Raw genomic sequence first — 24,446 nt, 5'->3', positions numbered from 1 at the left:
GTACCGACTCACCGGCGACCTGCATCCCGTCCACATCGACCCCGACGTCGCTGCCGGATACGGGTTCGACCGACCGATCCTGCACGGCCTGTGCACCCTCGGCATCGCGTCACGAATGGTCGCGAAAGCGGCCGGAGCGCAGCCGTGGGAGCTCAGTGAGTTGCGTGCACGGTTCGCCGCCCCCGTCCTTCCCGACAACACCCTCACCGTCAGGGCGCAGGCCGCCGGTGCCGGCATCGACTTCGATGCGCGCATCGACACCACCGCTGTGCTCGCGGGCGGCCACGCCCGCTTCTGACCGATCGATAACGCTTCACCGAAGGAATTCCCCAGCACCACACGAAAATTCCCCGCCGAAAGGGCACCCGCCATGACCACACCCACCCCCTCCACCTTCGGAACCAAGCAACAGAAGCGCGCCTTCCTCGCGAGCCTCGTGGGCACCACCGTCGAGTGGTTCGACTTCTTCATCTACGCCACCGCAGCAACCCTGGTGTTCTCGAAAATCTTCTTCCCCGCCCTCGCATCGAACGTCGGGACCCTCGCGTCCTTCGCCACCCTCGGAGTCGCGTTCCTCGCCCGCCCTGTGGGTGCCTTCATCTTCGGGCACCTCGGCGACCGCCTCGGCCGACGCACGACCCTGATCACCACCCTCACCGTCATGGGTGCCTCCACCGGCCTGATCGGCCTGCTACCCACGTGGGACCAGGTCGGCATCTGGGCACCGATCCTGCTGACCGCGCTGCGTTTCCTCCAGGGCGTCGCCGTCGGCGGCGAATGGGGCGGTGCCGTGCTGATGAGCGTGGAGAACGCGCCGAAGTCGCGTGTCCGCCTCTACGGCTCCGCACCTCAGATCGCCAGCCCCCTCGCGCTCGTCCTCGCGACGATCGTGATGTACTTCGTCGCCCGGATGCCTAACGAGCAGCTGTTGTCGTGGGGATGGCGCATCCCGTTCCTCGCCGGGTTCGTCCTCGTGGTGATCGGCATGATCATCAGGCTCGGCGTGTCGGAATCGAGTGAGTTCACCGAGGCCAAGAAGGTCGGCACGGTCAAGAGCAACCCCATCGCGACGGTGATACGAACGATGCCGGGCAAGGTCGCCGCCGGTATCGGCCTGCAGGCCAGCGTGATCGTCCTGTTCTACCTGATCACGACGTACATGCTCACAATGGCCACGAACATCCACGGGTTCACCAAGAGCGACACCCTGATGATTCTGCTCATCGCCGCCATCATCGATCTCGCTGCCATGATCGGAGTGGGGATCCTCTGCGACAGGCTCTCGGCCTGGACGGTGTTCGTCAGCGGAGTGGTATTCACGGGGGCGTTCGCCTTCCCCCTCTTCGCACTGTTCAACACTGGAAACATGGCTCTGATGATCATCGCGTTCACCACCGCCCTCGTCCTCGGCCACGCCACAACCTACGCCGTGGTCTCGAGCATGACCGCCGAACTCTTCCCCACCGAGGTCCGCTACAGCGGTGTCGCGCTGTGCAGCGCGTTCGCCGGCGTCGCGTGGGCCGCGCCCACTCCCCTCGTCGCAGCGGCACTGGTCCCCACCGACGGCTCCGAGCACTGGTGGCCCCTCGCCGCGATCCTCGTGGGCACCGCCGTGGTGTCCTTCACCGCCGCGTTCGCTGTCCGCCATAGCTTCGCATCACATCGCCAGACCCAGGGCAACGACGGAGACACCGAGCGTCTGGACGCCCGCATTCCCGCCGGCGACCCCGTGTAAATCTGCGAATTCACCTCCACCGGAAGTGAATTAGCCATACCTCCACACCAATCCCCCATGCCAGGAGAAACAATGACTGTGACGCTCACCGATGAGCAACACGAATTCGGATCCGCGGTCCGCGAATTCTGCCGCCGAGAGGTGGGCAGCAGGGAACAACGAGACAAACTCACCGACTGCGGCCGCCAGTCCCACAGCCTCGACCTCAACCGGCGGGTCGCCGCACTCGGCTGGGCGGCAATCAACGTTCCCGAGGAGTACGGCGGCGCCGGCGGCAACCACGTCGACCTGTGCGTCCTGCTCGAGGAGCTCGCCCGGGGCATGGCACCGATACCATGGCACGGCACCACCCTCATCACCGGAGGCATCTACAACCGGTTCGCACACGAAGAACTGAAGAAGACCGTCCTGGCCCGAATCGCCGACGGCGCGGCACTGGCCATCGCGATGTCCGAACCGGGAGCAGGATCAGATGTCGCCGCGATGACCTGCCGCGCCGAGCGAACCGCCGACGGCTGGGTAATCAACGGCCAGAAGACCTGGTGCACCAACGCCCACCTCGCCGACAGCATCCTGCTGGTGGCCAGAACCGACCGCGGCGAGAAAAAACACCACGGACTGACCATGTTCCACGTACCGTCCGACACTGCCGGCCTGTCCATCAAGGGCATCGACACCATGAACGGAGAGGAGGTCAACGACCTGTACTTCACCGACTGTGTACTGCCCACCGACGCCGTGATCGGCGAAGTAGGACAGGGATGGCCGCAGCTGATGGCCGGACTCGACACCGAGCGGCTGATCCTGGCCGCACAAATGCTCGGCACCGCCGAACGCGCCTTCGACGACTGCCTGACATTCATCACCGAACGCACCCAGTTCGGCCAAGCCGTCGGCTCCTTCCAAGCCATCAAACACCGCATCGCCGACCTCGCCACCGAAATCGAATGCGCCCGCCTGCTCGTCTACAGCGTCGCCCAGCAGGCAGACGATCCGAGTCGATCCACAAACCTGTCCCGGGCCTCGTCCATGGCGAAACTCAAGGCCACCGAGGTCTCGAAGAGCATGTCACTCGAAGGCATGCAGCTGATGGGCGGTTACGGCTACTCCACCGAGTTCGACATGGTGCACCACGTGCGAGTGTCTCTGGGCGCCACGATCTACGGTGGAACCAACGAGATTCAGCGAGAAATCATCGGCAAGTCGTATGGTCTCTAGTACCCATGTAGCAGAGATCGAGGTAGCGCCCGAACCATCACAGTGGGTGTACCCGGCAGACAGCGCTGGACAGGAAACGAACGTGCCAACCGCTGGCCGAAACCGCACGATGCGTGTGATATCCGACGTCCTCGTCACCAATCGGAACCTGAACCCTCCCCTGATGGTGTCGGGATCGGGAACCGGTGTCGTGGCAGCGGCACGCGCCGCGTGGTCACAGCCAGGCCAGCGCGGCGACGACCAACGCCTCGGTGCCGGTGTCGAGAGTGGGTTGGATCACCGGGGCGAAGGTCGCCGAATGATTGACCGGAACATCCTCCGACACCCGCCCGGCCCGCTCTGCCTTGCGGTAGGTGTCGGGTCGATGCCGCCGAAACCCCAGTACGTGTACGGCACGCCGAGGGCGGTGGGGATGTCGCTGAAGTCCTCACTTGCGGTCTGCATCGGCATCACCCGGCTGCGGTCACCGAAATGCTCGGCGAAGGCGGCCGCGACCCAGGCGGTGGTGTCCGGGTTGTTGACGGTGGGCGGGAAACGGTCGAACAACTCGAACTCCGGGTCCCTCAGCGACCGGGAGGCGTGGCATTCGGCGACGACGATCCGGCGGATGGCGCCCAAGATCGCGGTGCGGGTCGCGTCACCGTAGGTCCTGACGTTCAGCTCGAGCACCGCATGGTCCGCGATGACATTGCTCTTGGTCCCGGCGACGATGCTGCCGACGGTGAGCACCGCCGCCTCCCCCTGCGTGGTCTCCCGCGAGATGACGGTCTGCAACCGGACCACGATCATCGCGGCCAACACCACCGGGTCGACCGTGGCCTGCTGCATGGAGCCGTGCCCACCGCGGCCGTGCACGGCGATCCGCATGCTGTCGGCCGCGGACAACACCGGCCCGGGATGGGTGCCGACCACCCCGGCCGGGGCGGGCAGCACGTGCTGGGCCATCGCCACATGGACCGTCGGGAGCAGCTCACCCAGGCGGTCGTCGATCATCGTGCGGGCACCGTCACCGACCTCCTCGGCCGGCTGGAACACGATTCGCTCACGCATACATGCGCCGAGACTAAACCCTCCGACAGACGAACCCCTCACCGGTCGCGGAAAGCCGCGATGAACAGAACCCGAACAGCGTGCCCCCCACAACCACCTCCGAAACCGGCACCGGCGGAAACACTTCGTTCTCGCCGGGTGTGACGCACGTGCCTCCGACTCCGACGAAACCCTTGTGCAGCCACCCCGTGCGTGGTGATCTGTTCTCGCCTCCCCAGTGAGCGGTTTCGCAATCGGTGACTGACGGGGACGCTCCCTGGCACCGGGGAGCGCCTGCTCCGTCGGCACGATCGATTCGCGTCGCCGGTCTGGCGGGGCATTTCACTCTCACGGCACGCTGGGTTTCGTTCTCACCGAGGGAACATCGAAGGACGGATGAACGATGGCGTTAAGGTATCGGGCGGCGAGTTCGCGTGCGGCCTGTTGGTTGTGTCCTCCTTCGGAGTTCTCTCCTGTGTGGCTGAGGATTCCCTTGGTGGTCCGATGTTCTACTCCGTCACGCTTATTCCGTCGGGCGCCTGCTGCTACGGCGGCTGCGCGATGTGCACCGCACGCGGAGGCGAGTGCCGAATGCCGAATGCCGAATGCCGAATGCCGGAGCGTAGGCTCACACCCGGAAGGGCTCCCGCACAGGCATTGTCACGCTAACGGTAGTGGGGTCCGGCTGGCAGGATCGGCTTGGTGAGCACCGCAGCGCCGTCGTACAAGCGTCACCGCTTCCCGGTCGACATCATCCAGCGTTGCGTGTGGTTGCACTTCCGCTTCAGCGTCAGCTTCCGCGATGTGGAGGAGATGATGCTCGAACGCGGTGTCGTGGTGTCCTACGAGACGATCCGGCGCTGGTGCGCGAAGTTCGGGCAGGACTGGGCGAGCCAGCTGCGGCACCGCCGGCCACGACCGGGCGATAAGTGGCACCTCGACAAGGTCTTTATGAGGGGCGACGGCGAACAACGCTACTTGTGGCGGCGGTCGACCAGCACGGCAACGTGCTCGACGTGCTGGTGCAGTCCCGCCGCAATGCCAAGGCTGCCAAGCGATTCTTTCGTAAGCTGCTCAAGGGCCTGCGATACGTGCCGCGGGTGCTGGTCACCGACAAGCCAAGCTGGCCAGCTACACCGTCGCGCATCGCGACCTGCTCGGCTCCGTCGAGCATCGACGCTCCAAGTACCTGAACAATCGAGCCGAGAACTCGCGTCAGTCGACCCGGCAGCGGGAGCGGGCGATGAAGCGTTTCAAATCAATGCGGCACGCGCAGCGATTTCTGTCGGCGTTCTCGTCGATCTCACCACACTTCCGGCCACACCGACACCGATTGTCGGCGGGTGAGTAGCGGCAGGTGATGGCCGACCGGTTCACCATCTGGCGTGAGATCACCGACACCGCGGTCGCCGCCTGAACCACTCACAGCAACATGCGACTCGGGCGATTCTGCACCCGAATCCAATGCCCTGCAGAACCTCTCAGTTAACGTGACAATGCCCTCGGCTACCACCCCGGAACGATAGAACGACACGCTGTCGCCTCGGCGGCCAGCTACGCCGAATACGTTGCAGCCATCGACGAACACACATCGAACTGAGCCGAAACCACCCGCCAACTCGTCGCACATCAACACGTCGCGGTACAAGTTGCAAATGTCTTATGTCGCGTGCATTTTTCACGAACATAGGCCCTCCACACCCGATCGCCGACCGTGTCGCCCGGCCGCTGGCTTACCGCTTGCCATTGACGCATCGAACTGCGCCGGTTCCGACCGATGCGGATGCTGCCGCTTGACAGGTCGGTGACTGTCAGACATTCTCCGAATAGGTCACTCTTGAGGGCGAGAGAAGTTGCCAGGGCGGGTGAACGTAGCACTCGTGGCGAGGCATCCCGGACCGCTGATCGGACCGGCGAGTCGATTGGAGTAACGATGGAAAGAGTAAGCACGAATATCCGGCGGGCCTTTCACGAAATGTCGCTCGTTGAAAATGCGGGTGTGACATAGAAGCCGGATTCGCTGGCGGTGTCGGCCTTCAGTTCACTGAGGCGACCGGGGACCGAGTGCGGGCGAATTGGACAGTGGGGCCTGCAATCCACCAGGCGCATGGCATCGTTCATGGTGGCGCATTCTGCACTGCCATGGAGTCACTGGCGAGCATCGGGGCGTCGGTATGGTTCGGCGCGAATGGCCGCGTGGTCGGCGTCAACAACAACACCGACTTCCTGCGCGCATCGAGCGACGGAACGCATTTCGGTGAGGCAACCCCAGTCCACCGCGGGCACTCACAGCAGCTATGGCAGGTACTCATCACGAACGATCAAGACCAGCTGGTAGCACGGGGCAGGTTCGATTGCAGAACTTAACCAGATAAAACTGACCAACGAGACTCCAAGGGCGGAATTCTAAGAAGGCGTGTTTTCGGCGGAACCAATAAAAGCCGTCCAGTGTCTCCTCGATTGACGGCGTTCCGAGGACGACACTCGACGAAACCGAGGAGCACACCAAAGATCTCCTCCCATCGGCCGCCAACGCGCAAGCCCTCATCCGCAGCGGGAGCGGCCGCCGAGACAGCGCTGCCGGCGTGCACCGATACGACGAGAACACCCAACGAAGCACCACAACCACCCCCGCAGGGGCCTTGGGGCCGAGGTCAGCTTCGCTGCGTGATCATGCGAGAACTATCCGTTACTGATAAGTGCATTGCTCTGCATGGCAGCTTTTTTGATATTTTTCTGGTGCCGATCCGTCGGCAGCGTAAGCACACTTGGCGCCGCTAGATCGCGCTGGATACGCCGTATACGATGACGCACGGACGATAGCGCGCTTCCTGGACACGAACCCACCCAGAAACCGGGCGGCATTCTTCTCCCATTCAGTCAAACATTTTATACCCTGATCAATGATGCACATGAAGGGTTCTGTCAAACTCTAGATCTGAACGAGACCGTGAGTGTATTGTCAGATATATAACTGGGTGTAAGTATCTCCGTCCGTGTCACGCGCCTGCAGCGTCATCGGTCGCGGTCGGGACGCAAACACGAGGGGGTTGCGAGTGACAGAGTCACGCACTACGTCGGTGCCCAATTTGGAGGGTCCTGCGTTCCGAATGGGGCTGTTTCTATCGGGGTGGCTCGACCCGGGAGCGCCGAGCACCAAGGCTTTGACCGACACTCTGCTGGGACGCGTCGTGGCAGCCGAGCAGGCAGGTTTCACGTCCGTCTGGGTGGGCCAGCACTTGCTCGGTGATCCTTGGCCGGTTCTCGACACGAGTGTGTTCCTAGGCCGAATTTCGGGGGCAACAGAGACGCTGGAGATCGGCGGCGTTTACCTGTTGCCCCTCGCGCATCCTATCCGTCTGGCAGAGTCATTGATGAGTCTGGACAACATCTCCGGTGGCAGGCTCAACCTGTGCGCCGCGCTGGGCTGGGCTCCGCGCGAGTTCGCTGCCATCGGTGTCCCAATCCGTGAACGAGCAAAACGGTTTGAAGAAATCATCACGGTGATGCGGCACCTGTGGTCCAGTGACCAGCCGCTGAACTTCAACGGGAAATATTACTCATTCGACCAAGTCAGGATGGTTTCTCAATCTGAGCGTCCGGGGGGAATCCCCATTTGGATAGGGGCCAGCTCCTCGGTGGGCGTACGGCGCGCGGCTCGGCTCGGCGACGCATGGTTGGGAAGTAGCCACACCCCGATTGAAGACTTGGCATCATTCTCGGCGCGCTTCGACGAAGCTTTGGCCGCCGAGGGCCGGGTTATCCAGCGCCGTCCCCTGTTGAGGCACTGCATGGTCGCAGAGACCGACGAGTTGGCCACGGAAAGGTTCGTCAACGCCTTCGAGGCCTACTATCGGGCGTTGGGCGACTGGGGAATTTTCAAAGAAGTCGTAGGAGAACGTCACTCGATCGAAAACTCGGACAGTTCACTCCCTCCCGGGCGTGCCATCGTGGGCAGCCCCGAGACTGTTATTGAGCAAATCGCGGAGTACCAGAGGCTTGGCTTCAACGAGATCGTCTTCCAGGTCGGCCTGCCCGGCACCCCTGAGCCCTTCGTCCACGAATCCCTGGAACTGCTCGGCCACCAGGTGCTGCCCCGGCTTCTCGCCAAGCACATGGCACCGGTCGTTGGCGGACTTTCCACGCGAAAACGCTACGGGGACGACGAGGACCTTCATGACCGTCTCGAGGTTTGATCCGATATCGCGGCGGATATCCGTCTCGTGGAGGACCGACCCATCCATTCGCATAAGAAGCGAACTCCTGCAATGTCTTCAACACCACGACCCGGGACGTCAACGATGTGCGTGACACCCGACTGAAGCAGGGAATCAGTCGGTCGGAACCTCTCGCTCGACGGTAACCGCAACTCAGTACAGGACTGTCGGAGTCACCCTTTATGTTCGATCCCGATGCACTGCTGGTGCATCGGGACACGGACGCCGTCGGCGAACTCAGCTACCGCGAACTCGACTCACCGAGGAGTGCAAGCCAGTGCTTGCAGGGGACACCCGGTTCACCGCCTGGCGCCGAACCGGCGCGAATCGGCCACGCAAACGCTCTACCCCGATAAGCCCTTGATCGCGGGCCGAACCACTTACTAACCTCACGCCTCAACCGAAGTGGGGGCAGTCCCCGCAGACCACCTACCACTTCGGTGACGCATGATGGACAACACAACTCGGTGCGACAGAAACCTCGGGTGTACTGACCTGTCGCCCCTGCTAGGCGGGCTGGACCAAAATCTTCTTGGCGCTTCCCCCGGACGTGTTCGATCTCACCGCCGACGTAGACGACTTGCACGTATTCCCGCGCCACATGGCTGTTCTGATCACCGAACTGTGCTCGCCGGGTTGCTCACCAGGTGTAGAATCCCTGCCCCGTCTTGCGGCCGAGGTGTCCGGCAGCAATCTTCTCCCGCAGAATCGCGGGCGGCTCAAACCGCGCACCGACTTCGCTGGCGAGGTGTTCGGCGATCGCTAACCGCACGTCCAGGCCTACGACGTCCGTGGTCCTCAGAGGGCCCATGGGGTGCTTGTAACCCAATGTCATCGCGGTGTCGATGTCCTCTGCCGACGCCACTCCGTCCTCGAGCATCCGCATCGCCTCGAGCGCGATCGCCACACCTAGCCGCGACGACGCGAACCCGGGAGAGTCTGTGACGGTGATGGCGGTCTTGCCCAGTGCGGCAACCCATCCCTGGGCGTCGGTCACCAAATCTGCGGCGGTCTTCGCACCCACCACGATCTCCACCAACTCGCTCGCGGGTACCGGGTTGAAGAAGTGCAGTCCCAGGAACCGCTCGGGTCGAGCCAGCCCGGTCATCAGCTGATCGACCGACAAGGAACTGGTGTTGGTGGCCAGCACCGCCTCTGAGGCGAACTCCTCGATCCGGGTCAGCACCCGGGTCTTGAGTTCGACGACCTCCGGCACCGCTTCTACCACCAACCCGCATCCAGCCAGTGCCGCCGGGTCCGGCGCGACCGTCAGCCGGCTTCGCACCCGATCGACCGATTCCGCGAGTGTGCCTCGCTCGGCCGCTTTCGCCAGGTTGGCGCCGATTCGTTCTTCGGCAGCTGAGACTGCCGTGTCGTCGGACTCGATCACCGTCACCGAGGCGCCGGCCGACAGGAATGCATGCGCGATACCCGCTCCCATTCGGCCTCCGCCGTACACACCGACATTCGTTGGCAAACTCATTAGTTCTCCGATCCGGACGATACGTTTTCGAGGACAACAGCCAATGCCTGGCCGACGCCGATACAGATGGCCGCCACTCCCCACCTCTGCCGGTCCCGGACCAGGCGGTGAGTCAGAGTGCCGAGGATTCGGGCACCGGAGGCACCCAGCGGGTGACCGATGGCGATCGCTCCACCCCAGGTATTGACGATCGCGGGGTCGATCTTCCATGCGTCGATGCAGGCCAGCGATTGCACTGCGAAGGCCTCGTTGAGTTCGACGGCCCCCACTTCATCCCAGGAAATTCCGGCCCGGGTCAGGGCCAGGTTGGCGGCCTCGACCGGCGCGAATCCGAAGTTCTGCGGATCGAGCGCGTACGCTCCCCGCCCGGCGATCCGGGCTAGCGGTGCCGACCCGATCCGATCGGACGCGTCGCCCGATCCCACCAATAGCGCGGATGCGCCGTCGTTGAGTGGGCTTGCGTTTCCCGCTGTGATCGTTCCGGCTTGCCGGAATGACGGCTTCAATCCCGCCAGTTTCTCCGGGGTGGAGTCCGGCCGGATGCCCTCGTCCTGGCTCAGGTCGACTCCCGGAACAGCGACCACGAGATCGTCGTACCACCCCGCTTTCCAGGCAGTGTCGGCGAGAATGTGCGAGCGGACTGCGAACTCGTCCTGCCGCTTCCGGGAAATCGCGAATTTGTCGGCTAGCTGCTCGTTGCATTCCCCCAACGACACCGTCCATTCGGCCGGCATCTTCGGGTTGACCAGGCGCCATCCGAGGGTGGTCGAGACGGCAGCGGTGTCACCGGCGGGGAAGGCGCGAGATGGCTTCGGCATCACCCATGGGGCCCGGGTCATCGACTCGACGCCGCCGACCAGCACAATGTCCGCGTCCCCTGATTCCACCGTGCGTGACGCGATCATCGCTGCGTCCAGTGATGACCCGCACAGCCGGTTCACCGTGGTCGCCGGAACACTGGTCGGCAATCCGGCGAGCAACGCCGCCATTCGGCCGACGTTGCGGTTCTCTTCACCGGCACCGTTGGCGTTGCCCCAGACGATGTCGCCGATCTCCGACGGATCCAAGGTGGGCGTTTTCGACAGCAATCCCGACATGACCGCCGCTGCCAGATCGTCCGGACGGGCATCGGCCAGTGCTCCACCGAAACGCCCGAATGGAGTGCGGGCGGCGGCGAAGAGGTATGCGCCGGTCATTGAATTTCCTTTGCGACGGGTTGGTATGTTACGGCCCGCTGAAGTGCGGTGACGTAGACGTTCGATATCGGATGGTCGAATTGGACTGCGCCGCAACGCATTATAGCTGTCACCGGAGGCTTCATTTCGCCGTCATGATCGTCCACAGAGGTCGCATGGTTCGGGTACGAGAAATCCCGGTCCCGGATGCCGAGGTACGCGATCATCGAGCTATCGAATTCCGCCAGTCGCGGAGACAGCGAGCTCCCTGAACGTCCCCGGATAGGGGCGTCGAGCAACGTGGGCATCAGCCGAGCCCCGTGGTGACGACTACCTTGCCTTTGACTTTGCCGTCTTTGACGTACTGCAGGGCGTCGGCCACCTTGTCGAGTGGAAACGTGATATCGACGGCGGCATTGATTCTTCCTTGGTCGAACAGCCCGAAGATCTCGGCCAGTGTCGACCGCATCAACTCGGGGTTGCGGTCGTGGTAGTCACTGCTCTGAAGACCCACCACACTGATGTTCTTCACCAGGATATGGCCGGGTTTGATGGGGCTTTGACTGCCGGAGGCGAACCCTACGATCACGATTCGGCCTTCCCACGCGGTCGCGCGGATGATCTGGGTCAGGAAGTCGCCGCCGAGCATGTCGAGTACGACGTCGACGCCGTTGCCGTCGGTGGCGGCGAGCAGGTCATCGCGCAGTGTCTCCGCAGTGGCGGTAAGCACGAGGTCGGCGCCCTGCCGCCGCGCGAGCTCACCCTTGATGCCGTCTTGGGCGAGAGCTATGACCCGCGCACCGCGTGCCTTCGCCAACTGCACTGCGGCCGAACCGACTCCGCCGCCCGCACCGGTGACGAGGACCGTCTCGCCCGGTCGCACGTGGCCGCGGCGGAACAGGCCGAGATGCGCAGTAGACGCTACGAGCCCGAAGGCCGCCGCCTCCTCGTAGCTCATGCTGTCCGGGAGTTCCACTGCCAACGCCTCGGGCACCACGACTTGCTCGGCGTAGCCGCCGAACTCGACCAGTGTCAGGACTCGCTGCCCGACGGTGATGCGGTCAACGCCCTCACCGACCGCGATGACGCGGCCCGCGGCCTCCTTTCCGGGGACGAACGGCCGCGGTGGGAGGTTTTGGTAGGTGCCTTCGACGACGAGGATGTCGGGGAAGTTGATGCTGACCGCACCGACCTCGATTACCACCTCGCCGGGGCCGGGAACCAGATCGGGGACATCCTCGATCACCAGGCTCGACGGAGGTCCGAACTCAGTGACTAGTGCCGCACGCATGGCGGGCTCCTTTCGGGGTGAGCGAGCAGTGGATGATACGAGGTGCGGTGGCGTTCATTGCGTGGACGCCGAGGCTGACTTGGGGCGGAACGGCTCCATCACCTAAGTCGGCATGAGCGCGAGCCGAAGGCCCGGTGGCGTTGGGCAGGCACCTCGACGTCCCCGGCCCTGGGGCCCGGATCGAAGACGAGCTGTGGGCTCGGTATTAATCAGCCTTTGCAGTGTGCATCGATACCGCGGGCGGGGCGGTTCAGTGTGGTCCACCTCGGCTTCGGCGGCTACCATCGCGCTCACACGATCATCTCTCGGAGCTTGAACTTCTGGATCTTGCCACTGGGCGTCATCGGCAGCTCGGGAAGGGCGACGACCCGCTCCGGTAGGTAGTGCTTGGAGAGACCCTGGGACAGCAGGTAATCCCCCAGAGTTGCCACGGTCGGCTCGGGACTGCCGGCCTTGACGACGAGGACCGCGCACACCCGCTCACCGAGCCGATCGTCGGGCATGCCGACGACGGCGGCGTTCAGCACGTCGGGATGATCGAAAATGATCGACTCGACGTCCGTGACCGGGATGTTCTCGCCACCGCGGATGATGATGTCCTTGGTTCGCCCCCGCAGGGACAGCCAGCCGTGCTCGTCGAGGCTGGCCCGATCGCCGGTCTTGAACCACAATCCTGGCGCGAAGGCATCGGCGGTCGCGTCCGGCCGATCGTAGTATCCGTAGATCACCGACGGACCACGGACGAGCAGATCACCGACCTCGCCCACCGCGACGTCCTCGCCGTTCTCATCGACGACCCGCGCCTCCGAACCGGCGAACACCGAGCCGTCTGTGCTCTGGACCGTGTCAGGTTCCTTCGGCGTACACGAGACGATGATGCTGCACTCGGTCATTCCCCAGGCCGGGCAGATGTAGGCGCCGAGTGCCTCTTGTGCCTGCGCCGGCAGACCCCGCGGTACTGAGGAGCCCGCGATGACAACGCATCTCAATGGGCAGGACGGGTCCCCGGCCAGGTCGGTGCGAACCATGTCTTGCAGGAAGGCGGGGGCTCCGAAGAACGTGGTCACCCCTTCCTGTCGTATCACCTGCACACCCCATTTCGGGTCCCAGCGATCGACGTGCACGCCCGTCCCGCCCAGCACGACCGTGAAGAGGATGCCCCAGACGAAGCCCGTGTGGTGGCCGACCGGGGATGCCACCAGTTGGACCATCGGATCCCCGTAGGCGGTCGGACCCACGTGTGCCGCCTGCTGTCGGGCCGAGTAGATCAGAGTGTTGTGGCTGTGCATCGCACCCTTCGGCTCGCCGGTGGTGCCGGAGGTGAAGCCGAGGTAGCAGACCCGGCTGGGCTCCGGGTCCGGGAACCGGCAGGTGGGCACGGCGGCATGGCTGGACCACAGCGACTCGCCGTCCTGGAGGTCTGAATCGTCCTCGTCGATGACGATCACGTGCTCGAGGGTGGGAATTTGTGCGCGGAGCGTGCGGGAGAGTTCGAGGTGGTCGTTGCTGCGCCAGCGGCGTGGGATGACCAGTACTTTAGCCTTGCTCCGCCGCAGGATCGCCGCAGCCTGCTTCTCACCGTAGGCGACCGGGATACCTGCATAGATCGCGCCGATTTCGTTGATCCCGAACACCATCTCGGGGTATTCCACCCAGTTCGGCAGCATCAACACGACCGCGTCACCGACACCGACACCGAGCGAGGCGAAGACGCTGGCGGCGTGGTGCGCGTTCTGGTCGAACTCCCGGTAGGTGCGGGTGATCCGATCACCCTCGCTACGCCGGCCGATCAGAGCGACCCGGTCTGGGTCGGTCTCGGCGATCTCAGTCAGCAGCGACCGGATCGAGCGGTTCTCCCACCACCCCTCGGCTCGCCAGGCCGCGGCGGTCTCGTCGTCGATGGGAGTGACCTGGCCGTCGAGGACATCGGCGAGTGGACGGTGGATCAGTGGAGTCATGCCGCCTTCTTCCTCAGAGCAGTGGGCACAGGCGCGAGGTGTACGAGGGTGCGTGCGGTCGCGACGGCTGCCCCCTGGGTGTCGACTGCGGCGCGCAACGAGACCGCGTCACGGAGACGGCGCTCGGCGCCGTACTCAGCGAGGTAGCCGTAGCCACCGTGAGACTGCAGCGCTGCAGCGGCGACGTCGATCGCGCCGTCGCACGCCTCGCGGACTACAGCAAGTGTCTGCACGTCGTCATCGGCGGCGGCCAATACCGAACCCAGGGTGATCACGGATCGGGTCGCTTGCCCGAGAAGTGACTGTCGGACAGTAGGGATCTCTGTGAGCGCGGCACCGAACTGGTGGCGATCGGCGGCGTAATCCGCGGCCGCGTCGGCAGCGGCACCGGTGAGACCGGCCGCCACCGCGGCCGCGCCGAGCCGCAGACGGCTTCTGGCGGCGGTGGCGTCGATTCCGGTCAATTCGTGGATTGTGTCGGTGGTGGCATCGACATCCGCGGTTCGAGTGAGTGCACCGCCGAGCCCGGTACGGCGCAGCGGGGTGAAGGTGATCGCGGCGGGAGGCACCAACAGTGCTCTCTCGCTACCGTCGAGCACCAGCAGGTGTGGTTGCAAAGCGGCGGCGTCGACTCGGTCGATCGAGCCGGTGAGCGCGTTACCGGTGAATGCCAGCCGCACATGCGCCGAGACAGTGTCGACGACCGCGACGGACGCCTGCCCGGTATGGATCTGGGCGACGAGGTCGGTGAATCGGTGGTCGCCGGCGAGGACGTCGATGGCGGCGTGTGCCTGTGCGGCCGCCCAGCCGAGCGCGGGCCAGGCCCTGCCGAGCCGTTCGAGGGCGAGCGCGGTCAGTTCCCGCTCCGCGCCCCCTCCACCAGTGGATTCGGCTGTACCGAGGGTCCAGACCCCGAGTTCGGCTAGTTCGGTGACCAGTGCGGCCACTGCATCCGGGTCGTCGTCGAGCACGTGGTCGTGCGCGGCGTAAAACGCGCCCAGCATGGCGCGCAGATCACTCTGGTCGCTGGTGAGGGCGGGACCCCACCACCCCGATGACCAGCTCACGACCAGAAGCTCTCGGCCTTGGGCTGACGGCGCTCGCCGAACGCCGCACCGACTTCGTGCGCCTCCTTGGTCTGGAGGTAGAGAGTCAGCTGCTGGTCGTGGGCCATCCGTGCCTGCCCGGAGACACCGTTGTGGCGGGCGGAGAAGGCGCCCTTTAGCCCGCCGATCGCCAGCGGGCTTCGGGTGGTGATCTCACGGGCCACCTCGGCGGCGCGAGCCTGGAGTTCGGAGGAGGCGACGACCTCGTTGACCAGGCCCATCTCGCGGGCCTGCTCCGCGGTGTATTTCTTGTTGAGGTACCACATCTCCTTGGCGCGCTTACGACCGATCGTGTCCTCGAGATACCAGCTGCCGTATCCGGCGTCGAAGCTGCCCACCATCGGGCCGACCTGCCGGAAAACCGCGTTCTCCGAGGCGATGGTCAGGTCGCAGACGGTGTGCAGCACGTTTCCGCCGCCGACCGCGAAGCCGTTCACCGCGGCGATCACGGGCTTGGGAATGGTGTCGATCGCCTGGTAGACGTCGATGATCGGCAGCACCTGGGACTGGTCGAGGGAGGTCATCGGATCGTGCTCGCCGCCGATGCAGAAGAACTTTTCACCGGTGCCGGTCAGCACCGCGGCACGCAGCTGCGGGTCGAGCCGGAACTTCTGCAGCGCATCGAAGAGCTCCAGGCAGGTTTGGTACCGGAATTTGTTGCCCGCGTCGGGCCGGTTGAGAGTGATGGTGAGGACCGGGCCGTCGGTGCTGGTCAGAATGTCGTCGTATGCCATGTCAGTTGTTCTCCTCGGTGGGCTGTCCGGTGCGGAATCCGTGTCCGTTCTTGTCGCCGAGCCGGCCGGCGGCAACCATCCGACGCAGCAGGGGTGGCGGCGCGTACCGCGAATCCGACGTGGCGGTGTATGCCGCTTCGGATGCGTGGAGATGGACGTCGAGCCCGATCGTGTCGAGCATCTTCAGCGGCCCGATCTTGTAACCGAGGCCGAGCTCGAGGGCGACGTCAATGTCTTCCGCGGTGGCCAACCCGTCGTCGTACTCTGCGATGACGTCGTTGAGGTAGGGCAGCAGAAGGGAAGTGACCAGGAACCCGGGCACGTCCTTGACCACGACCGCGACTTTCTCGGCGAGCGTGTCGACAAGCGCGACGAGCCGCTCGATCAGGTCCCCGTCGGTCTGCAGAGCGGGCACCACCTCGACGGTGCGCTGTACCGGTGCTGGGTTGAAGAAGTGCAGCCCGGCCACACGCGCCGGGTTGGGCAGCGCTGCAGCGAGTTCGGTGACCGAGAGCGCAGAGGTGTTGGTCAGGAGGGGGATTTGTTCCCCCACCACGGTGGCCACTTTGCGTAACAGGGCCGTCTTCACCTCTGCGTTCTCGGTGACCGACTCGATCACGGCGTCGACACCGGCGAGGTCGCCCACGTGCGTGGTGGTGATGATGCGGGCCAGAACCGCGGTCTTGTCCTCGTCGGTGACGGTGCCGCGGGCGATGCCGCCGTCGAGAAACGCGGTGACAGAGGCACTGCCCGCCTCCAGACGCACCTGGTCTGTGTCGAGGACGATCACCTTGCGCCCGGAGGAGGCCAGCACGTGGGCGATGCCGGCGCCCATGGTGCCGAACCCGAGCAGACCGATCGTCGAAAAGTCGGTGGTGGACTCGCTCATGGTTACTCCTCAGGACCCGAAGAGTCGGGTGTCGTCGTAGTCGTAGAAACCGCGGCCGGTCTTGCGGCCCAGATCGCCCGCGGCGACCATCCGCTCGACCATCGGTGGCGGGAAGAACTTCGGGTCGCGCAATTGCTCGTAGAGGCGGGTGGCGACCTGCTGGTGAATGTCCATGCCGACGATGTCGAGGAGCCGGAATGGTCCCATCGGGTGGCCGAGTGATCCAAGCACGGCTGCGTCGATCGACTCCTTCGTTCCCCGCCCCGACTCAAGTGCATGGATGCAGGAGTTCTCCCACGGAATGAGGAAGCGGTTGACGATGAATCCCGGACGATCCTTGGTCACCACGCTCGTCTTGCCCAGCGATCCGAGGAATTCGATGGTCGCCTTGTGTGCCCAGTCGGCGGTGTGCCGGCCGTCGGCGACCTCGACGAGCTTCATCAAAGGTGCGGGGTTGCAGTAGTGGGTGCCGACGACCCGTTCGGGCAGCCGGGAACCGGAGGCGATCCCGGTGACCGACAGCGTCGAGGTGTTCGTGTGGAACAGAGTCGATTCCGAGACGATCTCGTCGAGGCGGCGGAAGGTGTCCTTCTTCAAGGCGAGGTCCTCGAAGACGGCCTCGACGATCACGTCGCACGGTGCGAGGTCGGTGAGATCGGTGGTGCCGACGAGCGCGTTCTTGGCGGCGTGCCCAGCGTCTGCGTCGAGCTTGCCGAGCTTGACGCTCTTGTCGAAGAAGCCGCGCACGGTGTCGATACCGCGTTGCAGATTGGTTTCGTTGATGTCGAAGAGGACCGTCTGGTGGCCGGCACGGGCCATCACGGTCGCGATCCCGGAGCCCATCGTGCCCGCGCCGAGGACGGCGACGGTCTTGCTGTCGTTACTCACTGGTTGTCCTCCGGTCGGTTTCAGCGGACGCTCTGGCCGCCATCGATGACGATGACCTCGCCAGTCATGAAGTTCGAGTCGCCGCCGGCGAGCAGCAGCAACCACGGTTTGAGTTCGTCGGGTTCACCCAACCGGCGCGCGGGGATGGCACGCACCACGCTGGCCAAGGCGTCGGCGTCATCACGCATCTCGGCGTTGAGGGCTGTGGCGAAGTACCCGGGTGCGATGGCATTGACCTGGATGCCGTACCGCGCCCACTCGATCGCCATCGAGCGGGTGAAGGCGATGACCCCGGCCTTGGAGGCGGAGTACGCCGCGTGGTTGGCAACACCCTGCAAGGCGAAGTTGGAGGCGATGTTGACGACCTTGCCCGATTTCTGGGCAAGCAGGTGTCGGCCGACAGCCCGGGTCGCGAGGTAGGTGCCGCGCAGGTTGGTGGCGACGACCCGGTCCCATTCCTCGGCGGACTGCTCGACGAGCGGGGTGGATGCGACGATCCCGGAGTTGTTGACCAGGATGTCCACCCGACCGAAGGTCTCCACGGTGGCCTCCACCGTTCTTTCCACCGACGCCTCGTCGATGATGTCGGTAGGGCAGGCCAACGCCTGTCCACCGGCCGCCTTCACCTCGTCGACGAAGCTGTCGAGTTCGGTGCCGGTGCGGGCGGCCACGGTGACCGCGGCACCCGCCTCGACCAACGCGTGCGCCATCGATCGGCCCAGCCCACGGCCGGCGCCCGTGACGATCGCGACCTTGCCTTCCAGTGATGTCATGCCAGTTCCTTCATCGCGCGGGTGGTCTCGCGGCCGATGAGCAGCCGCTGAATTTCGTTGGTGCCGTCGTAGATCTGCGTGACCTTCGCGTCGCGCAGGCACCGCTCGACACCGATATCGGCGAGGTCGCCGTAGGGGCCGAGGATGCGGGCGGCCTCGATCGAGGCCGTAAAGCCCAGGTCGGTGCAGGACTGCTTCATCACACCGATCTGGCCGGGGGTGATGTGTGGATCGGTGTCGGCCTGACGGGCGACCGCCTGAAGCAGCAGCCTGCCTTGGAGGATCCGGCCGCGCAGGTCGGCGAGCGCGAAGGTGTGCTCGTCGGAGAGCCGGTTGCCGTGCAGCCGGGTCAGTGCGGCGAGCGTGCGGGCGTACGCCGCGCGGGCGAGCCCGATGCCTTGTGCGGCGGCGCTGATCCGGGACTTGACCACCGAACTCATCACCACCGACCAGCCGCGTCCCTCGGTTCCGAGGAGATTGTCCCGCGGGATCTCGACCTGGTCGAAGAAGAGTTCGGCGGTGCTCGAGCCGTGCATCCCCATCTTGTGGAACGGCTGGCCGTGGCCTACTCCGGCCCAGCCGCCCTCGACGACGAAGGCGGTGATTCCGTCGCGGCCGCGCGATCGATCCACGGTGGCGAAGCAGATGATCACCTCGGCGCGGTCCCCGGTGGTGATGAACGTCTTCTGCCCGGTGAGCGACCAACCGTCATCGGTCGGGGTGGCGGTCGTTGCCAGGCTCGACACATCCGACCCTGCATCCGGTTCGGTGATCCCGAGCGAACCGTAGCGTGACCCGTCGAGCAGACCGGGAATGTAGCGGCGCTGCAGCTCGTCGGTGCCGGCGAGCAGGATCGGGTATGCCGCGTGCATCTGCGTCATGAAGACAAGGCTCGTTGCCGCGCAGCCGGCGGTGATTTCCTCCATCGCCACGGCGTAGGCGACGTTGGTGTCGCCGGTGCCGCCGAGATGCTCGGGGAAAACCAGCCCGCACAGCCCGGCCGCGGCGAGCGCTTGGACGCTCTCGTGCGCGAACTCGTGGGTGGCGTCGAGGTGCGCCGCGCGTGGGGCGACCTCACGGGCCACGACGTCACGAGTCTGTGCACGCACCTCGCGTTCGCGCTCGGTGAGCGCTGCGTCCGCCGCAGGCTCGTCCAGCAGCTCGTGGAGCGCCAGGTACGCCTTCGGATTGGTATCAATTTCGAGTGGCTCGACACTCATCGGTGTGCCTCCGGATTCGCGAATTTCGCGGGCCGGCGCTCGAGAAACGCGCCGATACCCTCGGTGGATTCGTCTCCGGCCACGGCGAGCGCCGCCAGGCCGGTCTCGACGCCGAGCCCGGCATCGAGTGGCGCGTCACGACCAACCTCGAGCGCATGCAGGATGGCGCGGACCGCCAACGGTCCCTGTGCTGCGATCTTCTCGGCGAGGGTTGTCGCAGTGGCCAATAACTGATCGGGTGCGACCGGCGGGATAGGGGTCAGCCCGAGCGCGTAGGCGCGGTCCGCGTCGAGTCGGCTGCCGGTGAGCATCAGATGCGCGGCCACCCGCTGCCCCACCGCCCGAGGCAACCGCTGGGTGCCGCCGTAGCCGGGGATCAGTCCCAACCCGGATTCGGGTAGTCCCAGTGACGCTTTCGTCGAGAGCACGGGGAATGTCGAGGTGAGAATCAGCTCGAACCCGCCGCCGAGTGCGAGTCCGTTGACGGCAGCGATGATCGGGATCGGTGCCTGCTCCAGGGTGCGGAAGATGTGCTGGCCCCCGGCCATGACTTCCCTGGCCCTGTCCGGTCCCATCCCGGCCAGTTCCTTCAGGTCCGCGCCCGCGCTGAATGCCTTCTCCCCGACGGCGGTCAGCACGAGGGCGCGCACTGCCGGGTCGGAGGCAGCCTCGGTGACGGCGTTCAGCAGGGCGGTGATCACTTCGGTGTTGAGAGCGTTGAAGGCTTCGGGCCGGTTGATCGTCACTGTCGTGACCGAGCCCGCACGCTCGACTTTGACCACGCTCATAAGACAGCCTCCTCGCGTGCGGCCGCCGTCGCCTCGGATACCGCGCCACTCACGAGCAGAGCGGCCACCTCGTCGTGGCTGTAGCCGAGTCCGAGGAGAATCTCCCGGGTGTCGGCGCCGAGGTCGGGGAACCGTTCGTTGCGCGGCGGTACCGACGCGAGCCGGAAGGGGCTGTGGACGGTGGTCAGCTCTCCTGCCGCGCCGGGTACGGGCATCAGCGCCCCCCTGGCCACGACCTGCGGGTCCTTCACGACTTCCGACAGTGTCTGGACCAGTGCAGCCGGCACGTCGACGTCACCGAGGATGCGCAGCCACTCGGTCGCGGTCCTGGTTGCCAGTCGTTTCGCGATGATCTCGGTGATCTGCGCTCTTTGCGCGCGGCGACCGGCGTTATCTGCGAGGGCTGGGTCCGCAGCGAGTTCGGGGAGGTCGACGGCCGCGCAGAAGCGTTGCCACATGGCATCGTTGCCGACCGCGATGACGATGCTCCGGTCTGCGGCTTCGAAGGGTTGGTAGACGGCGAGCACGGAGTCGGTCCCGCCGCTGGGTGCCGGCTCCGGTTCGCCGGCGTGGTACGCCGCGATACGCGGGGCCATGAGCGCCAGATCGGTATCGAGCAGGGAGACGTCGATGATCTCGCCCTCCCCGGTGCGGGCTTGCCGCACCGCGGCCGCGTTGATGGCGATTGCGGCGCACATGCCGGTGACTACGTCGGACAGGGCGGTCGAGACGCGTTGAGGGCTGCCGCCCTTCTCACCGGTGACCGACATCAGCCCGGAGCGCGCCTGAGCCACCAGGTCGTATCCCGGCAGGTCGCTGTCCGGGCCAGTCAGTCCGAAGCCCGACATCGCACAGTAGATCAGCCGTGGGTTGCGCCGACGAAGGGACTCACCGTCGATTCCCAAGCGAACCAGCTTGGCCGGATTCATGTTCTGCAGGAACACGTCCGCGGTGTCGAGCAACCGTAGTAGTACCTGCTGCCCACAGGTCGAGCCCAGATCGAGGACCAGCGATTTCTTGTTCCGGTTGGCCGAGGCGAACCACGCCGATGTCCCATCGACGAATGGAGGACCCCAGCTCCGGGCATCGTCGCCGTGGCCCGGCCGCTCGACCTTGATCACCGTAGCGCCTAGGTCGGCTAGGTACATCGCTGCGGTGGGACCCGCGTAAGACGTGGTCATGTCGACCACTCGCAGGCCGTGCAGTGGCCCGTCGGTCTGGACGTGTGTGGTCATCGGCGTCCTTCGGAACTCGTTCGTACAGTGGTTAGTTGGACCGCCGCCCTCATCGGCAGGGGCGGCCATACGCCGTCACGCGACGCGATAGTCGGCGGGATCCGGATTCTTGCGCCCGTGCCGGACCGTCACCGCCTCGCGCATGTCGGGAGCGCGTCGTCCGTGTTGGGGGCAACACGTTCTGGGTCAGCACAACCATAGATGACAATAAACACCATGCGCAAGGTCAAACATTTAGCAAGTCGTTTCGGGGTTGGCTTCAAAAGGGTCGTCAAAGTTGCACCAGCGACCGCTTCCACGCGATCGCCATCCCCTCGCCGCAATCGGAGATCGCCATCCAGCAGCCGAAACGGACGATCGCGCAGAAACCGCGTGCTCCGATGCTTTACGGCCGCCCTCGCCACGCACAGAAAGACATCCATGAGAACCCCGCCGCGGCCGCGAAAATCGCCCAGCCATTCACGGGCGACATCGACCCGACAATCTACGCAACGGCGTTCCGGACGAGCATCCCGTCGTGGCCGTCCACCCCGGTAATCGACGACAACACAGCAAAGGCAGCGCTGGACGCATGGGCAGCGCCCTCAGCGGGGACGTGCTCAATGACGCCATCGACACCAACATCGCACCACAGCGTCCGACTGCACCGCGGTGCAGCGGATCCCCGTCATCGGATCGCTGCCGTGTGCGGCCTTCGTCGCCAGATTGGGGACGTCCATCGATTCTGCGTGCCGGCGCAGTTGGCGGCCCGATCTGACCCTACGCAAGCGCGAATCCGACAAACCGAGCCTTGCGGACGCATCACCAAGTGGGCTCGCGGCTGGCGCTGGGCGGGATTCTGTCCGACACCAGCCGTATCGGTGCATTCCGCAACGGCCATGCTCGGCGTCGCGGCAACCGCAACATCAGGCCGTGGCCGCCGCCCCGAAAACAGCCCGACCTGGTCTACTGCGCACCGCGCGACGACCGTTGCACACGTTCATCGGTGGGTCCGCGGTGTTTCGACGAGCACATTCTGGTGCCGCTGCGAGATGGTGTCTGGTGCTGGAACTGCCCGATCACGCCGTTGCCCGGAAAACGCCACTCCACGGAATCCGATACGCATCAAAGTCTCCGAACTCGCCGGGCCGACTCCGAGATGCGATCGCACACCCTCACCCGACTGACTGCCCGGTACTGATGGCGCGAGAAATCGACGAGAGTAGTTCGGAGGGAATCGGATAGGGGGTGTAGAACCAATAGCGATCTGCGATAACCGAATAGCGTCTCACGATCTCGGCACCTGCGCGATCAGGTTCCGCGACAATGGCGAACGTTTCGAGCACTTCGTCGTCGATAAGGCTTGCCATCTTGGTCCACCGGTCGTCGTCTCCCGATCGCGACAACGTGTTGAGCTGCCTGCCGAGAGCCTCCCATCCGTGACGCTGGAGGACGGGCATGTAGGAAGGCGTACTTGCGTAAAACGCAATGCGCGCCCGGATCGCTTGCTTCGCGCAATCGAGTTCCTTCTCGTCCCGGCCGGTTGCGAGAAACCCACGACAGCTCACCTCGAATCCGTCACGCGCGCGAGCACGAGAAGACAGACCCCGTTCGACAGCGGGTAGAACGACCTCACGGAGATAGTCCGGAGTAGAAAACGCGTGCACGAGAACACCGTCCGCGCTCCGTGCGGCGGCCTCTACCATGCTCGCCCCGACACCGGCCATGATGATCGGCGGAAGCCCGTGACCATGCGGATCGGGCCGAAACATCGGTGTCATCAGCGTGTGCCGGTAGTAGGAACCCTCGAAGTGCAGTCGTTCCCCCGTTTCCCATGCCGTCAAGATCGCCCGCACTGCATCGATGAACTCCTCGAGCCGATTCATCGGATCAGACCATTGCATCGAGAAACGGCGTTCGATATGCGACTTCACCTGAGTTCCCAAGCCGAGAGCGAATCGTCCACGCGAGTACCTCTGCAGGTCGTGGGCAACGTTCGCAATGGTCATGGGGTTACGCGCGAACGCCACAGCGATAGCACATCCAAGCTGTACCCGTTGGGTCTGCTGGGCGGCAATCATCAGGGGGAGGAAGGGATCGTGGGCCGTTTCGGACGTCCAGATGCCCGCGTAGCCTTCCATCTCCAGTCGCCGCACGGTCTGAGCCATTGCCTCGACATCGTCAACATCCAAGCGGGCATCGACCTTCACAATCAGCCTCCTTGGTGGGACATCGCTATCGACGTTCTTCGGAACATGTTCGTACAGTGCTTGGTTGGAGTCGCGGCCCGCCGCCGGACTAGTCGACAGCGGCGGGCCACGAAGTCACACGCCGCCCGCCAGGCGAGAGTCGGCGAGATCTGGGATTTGCGCACGCGCTCGGCATCGCCAACGCGTTGCGCGGTCTATTCGATGCCGCCGTGCACCGTGCATCCCGTGGTGGCGACGTGACGGGGCGCAACATCGGAGTGTCGTGTCAGTGTTCTGCCAGCGCCAACCATAGTAGATAATAACCACTACGCGCAAGGTCAAACATTTAACAGCCAGTCTCGAAACTGAGCACGAAATGCTCACAGGAGAAGCCCGCCCGTCGCGGCCATCACACGATCCCGCCCTAAGTCGACGAACGTAGTCCGCAGGTGTCGCCGCTCGGACCGCGAGTGCGTCCGTGGCGTGAACATCACCAGCTCACGAGCAGTGACGGATCCACAAGTCACCGGCCAGGGGTG

General features: G+C 64.8%; 19 protein-coding genes and 2 pseudogenes. 6 read left to right on the top strand and 15 right to left on the bottom strand.

Annotated features, from left to right (window positions below):
• From G9373_RS31290 to G9373_RS31280, 3 genes are all read left to right on the top strand, one after another.
• On the top strand, positions 1–298 hold a 298-nt coding region (locus tag G9373_RS31290), incomplete at its 5' end, for a MaoC/PaaZ C-terminal domain-containing protein (protein ID WP_277346666.1).
• A 72-nt stretch (positions 299–370) separates the two neighbouring features.
• On the top strand, positions 371–1,735 hold the full coding sequence (locus tag G9373_RS31285; protein WP_167118660.1) for an MFS transporter: 1,365 nt from the start codon (positions 371–373) through the stop codon (positions 1,733–1,735).
• A gap of 72 nt (positions 1,736–1,807) precedes the next feature.
• Entirely contained in the window at positions 1,808–2,953 is a 1,146-nt protein-coding gene (locus G9373_RS31280; protein ID WP_167118657.1) for an acyl-CoA dehydrogenase family protein, read from the top strand.
• A gap of 214 nt (positions 2,954–3,167) precedes the next feature.
• Here the strand turns inward: G9373_RS31280 and G9373_RS31275 are convergent.
• Positions 3,168–3,988 (bottom strand): annotated as a pseudogene (locus G9373_RS31275) (M20/M25/M40 family metallo-hydrolase); the annotation flags it as partial.
• Between the two features lie 693 nt (positions 3,989–4,681).
• Here G9373_RS31275 and G9373_RS31270 point away from each other — a divergent pair.
• Positions 4,682–5,333, top strand: a pseudogene (locus tag G9373_RS31270) (IS6 family transposase).
• On the opposite strand, the gene G9373_RS31265 reads toward G9373_RS31270, so the two are convergent.
• Positions 5,286–5,630 carry a hypothetical protein gene (locus tag G9373_RS31265; protein WP_167118598.1) on the bottom strand — a complete coding sequence of 115 codons (345 nt, stop codon included), beginning with the start codon at positions 5,628–5,630 and terminating at the stop codon, positions 5,286–5,288. The pseudogene G9373_RS31270 and the gene G9373_RS31265 overlap by 48 nt on opposite strands.
• A gap of 416 nt (positions 5,631–6,046) precedes the next feature.
• Between G9373_RS31265 and G9373_RS31260 the strand changes: the two genes are divergently transcribed.
• Complete coding sequence (locus G9373_RS31260; protein WP_346842871.1) at positions 6,047–6,349, top strand: PaaI family thioesterase; 303 nt, start codon at positions 6,047–6,049, stop codon at positions 6,347–6,349.
• Positions 6,350–7,092: 743 nt separating this feature from the next.
• Positions 7,093–8,178 (top strand): LLM class flavin-dependent oxidoreductase, encoded by a 1,086-nt coding sequence (locus G9373_RS31255; RefSeq protein WP_240960844.1) that lies wholly within the window; start codon positions 7,093–7,095, stop codon positions 8,176–8,178.
• Between the two features lie 661 nt (positions 8,179–8,839).
• Here G9373_RS31255 and G9373_RS31250 read toward each other — a convergent pair.
• The 13 genes from G9373_RS31250 to G9373_RS31190 form a co-directional block, all read right to left on the bottom strand.
• Positions 8,840–9,682, bottom strand: a complete 843-nt coding sequence (locus tag G9373_RS31250; RefSeq protein ID WP_167118651.1) for a 3-hydroxyacyl-CoA dehydrogenase family protein — start codon at positions 9,680–9,682, stop codon at positions 8,840–8,842.
• Complete coding sequence (locus G9373_RS31245; RefSeq protein WP_167118648.1) at positions 9,682–10,878, bottom strand: thiolase family protein; 1,197 nt, start codon at positions 10,876–10,878, stop codon at positions 9,682–9,684. Before G9373_RS31245 ends, G9373_RS31250 begins: the two co-directional genes overlap by 1 nt.
• A 286-nt stretch (positions 10,879–11,164) precedes the next feature.
• Complete coding sequence (locus G9373_RS31240) at positions 11,165–12,148, bottom strand: NADPH:quinone oxidoreductase family protein (RefSeq protein WP_167118645.1); 984 nt, start codon at positions 12,146–12,148, stop codon at positions 11,165–11,167.
• Between the two features lie 290 nt (positions 12,149–12,438).
• Entirely contained in the window at positions 12,439–14,106 is a 1,668-nt protein-coding gene (locus G9373_RS31235; RefSeq protein WP_167118642.1) for an AMP-binding protein, read from the bottom strand.
• The gene (locus G9373_RS31230; protein ID WP_167118639.1) at positions 14,103–15,173 is read right to left on the bottom strand and encodes an acyl-CoA dehydrogenase family protein; all 1,071 of its coding nucleotides are present in this window, start codon (positions 15,171–15,173) and stop codon (positions 14,103–14,105) included. Before G9373_RS31230 ends, G9373_RS31235 begins: the two co-directional genes overlap by 4 nt.
• The gene (locus G9373_RS31225) at positions 15,170–15,946 is read right to left on the bottom strand and encodes an enoyl-CoA hydratase-related protein (protein ID WP_167118636.1); all 777 of its coding nucleotides are present in this window, start codon (positions 15,944–15,946) and stop codon (positions 15,170–15,172) included. Before G9373_RS31225 ends, G9373_RS31230 begins: the two co-directional genes overlap by 4 nt.
• 1 nt (position 15,947) lies before the next feature.
• Entirely contained in the window at positions 15,948–16,835 is an 888-nt protein-coding gene (locus G9373_RS31220) for a 3-hydroxyacyl-CoA dehydrogenase family protein (RefSeq protein WP_167118633.1), read from the bottom strand.
• A gap of 9 nt (positions 16,836–16,844) precedes the next feature.
• Entirely contained in the window at positions 16,845–17,723 is an 879-nt protein-coding gene (locus G9373_RS31215) for a 3-hydroxyacyl-CoA dehydrogenase family protein (RefSeq protein WP_167118628.1), read from the bottom strand.
• 20 nt (positions 17,724–17,743) lie between these two features.
• A complete protein-coding gene (locus G9373_RS31210; protein ID WP_167118625.1) occupies positions 17,744–18,496 on the bottom strand; it encodes a 3-oxoacyl-ACP reductase family protein in 753 nt (250 codons plus the stop codon).
• The gene (locus G9373_RS31205) at positions 18,493–19,716 is read right to left on the bottom strand and encodes an acyl-CoA dehydrogenase family protein (protein ID WP_167118622.1); all 1,224 of its coding nucleotides are present in this window, start codon (positions 19,714–19,716) and stop codon (positions 18,493–18,495) included. The genes G9373_RS31210 and G9373_RS31205 overlap by 4 nt, the downstream gene beginning before the upstream one ends.
• Positions 19,713–20,504 (bottom strand): enoyl-CoA hydratase-related protein, encoded by a 792-nt coding sequence (locus G9373_RS31200; RefSeq protein WP_167118619.1) that lies wholly within the window; start codon positions 20,502–20,504, stop codon positions 19,713–19,715. Before G9373_RS31200 ends, G9373_RS31205 begins: the two co-directional genes overlap by 4 nt.
• On the bottom strand, positions 20,501–21,739 hold the full coding sequence (locus tag G9373_RS31195; protein WP_095870665.1) for a CoA transferase: 1,239 nt from the start codon (positions 21,737–21,739) through the stop codon (positions 20,501–20,503). Before G9373_RS31195 ends, G9373_RS31200 begins: the two co-directional genes overlap by 4 nt.
• A gap of 1,154 nt (positions 21,740–22,893) precedes the next feature.
• Complete coding sequence (locus tag G9373_RS31190; RefSeq protein ID WP_167118616.1) at positions 22,894–23,928, bottom strand: TIGR03617 family F420-dependent LLM class oxidoreductase; 1,035 nt, start codon at positions 23,926–23,928, stop codon at positions 22,894–22,896.
• Positions 23,929–24,446: the final 518 nt, after the last annotated feature.

Source organism: Rhodococcus sp. A14 (assembly GCF_011603105.1).
GTDB classification, from domain to species: domain Bacteria; phylum Actinomycetota; class Actinomycetes; order Mycobacteriales; family Mycobacteriaceae; genus Rhodococcus_F; species Rhodococcus_F opacus.
The sequence above is the reverse complement of the archived record's forward strand: the minus strand, read 5'-3'. Positions and strand labels throughout refer to the sequence as shown.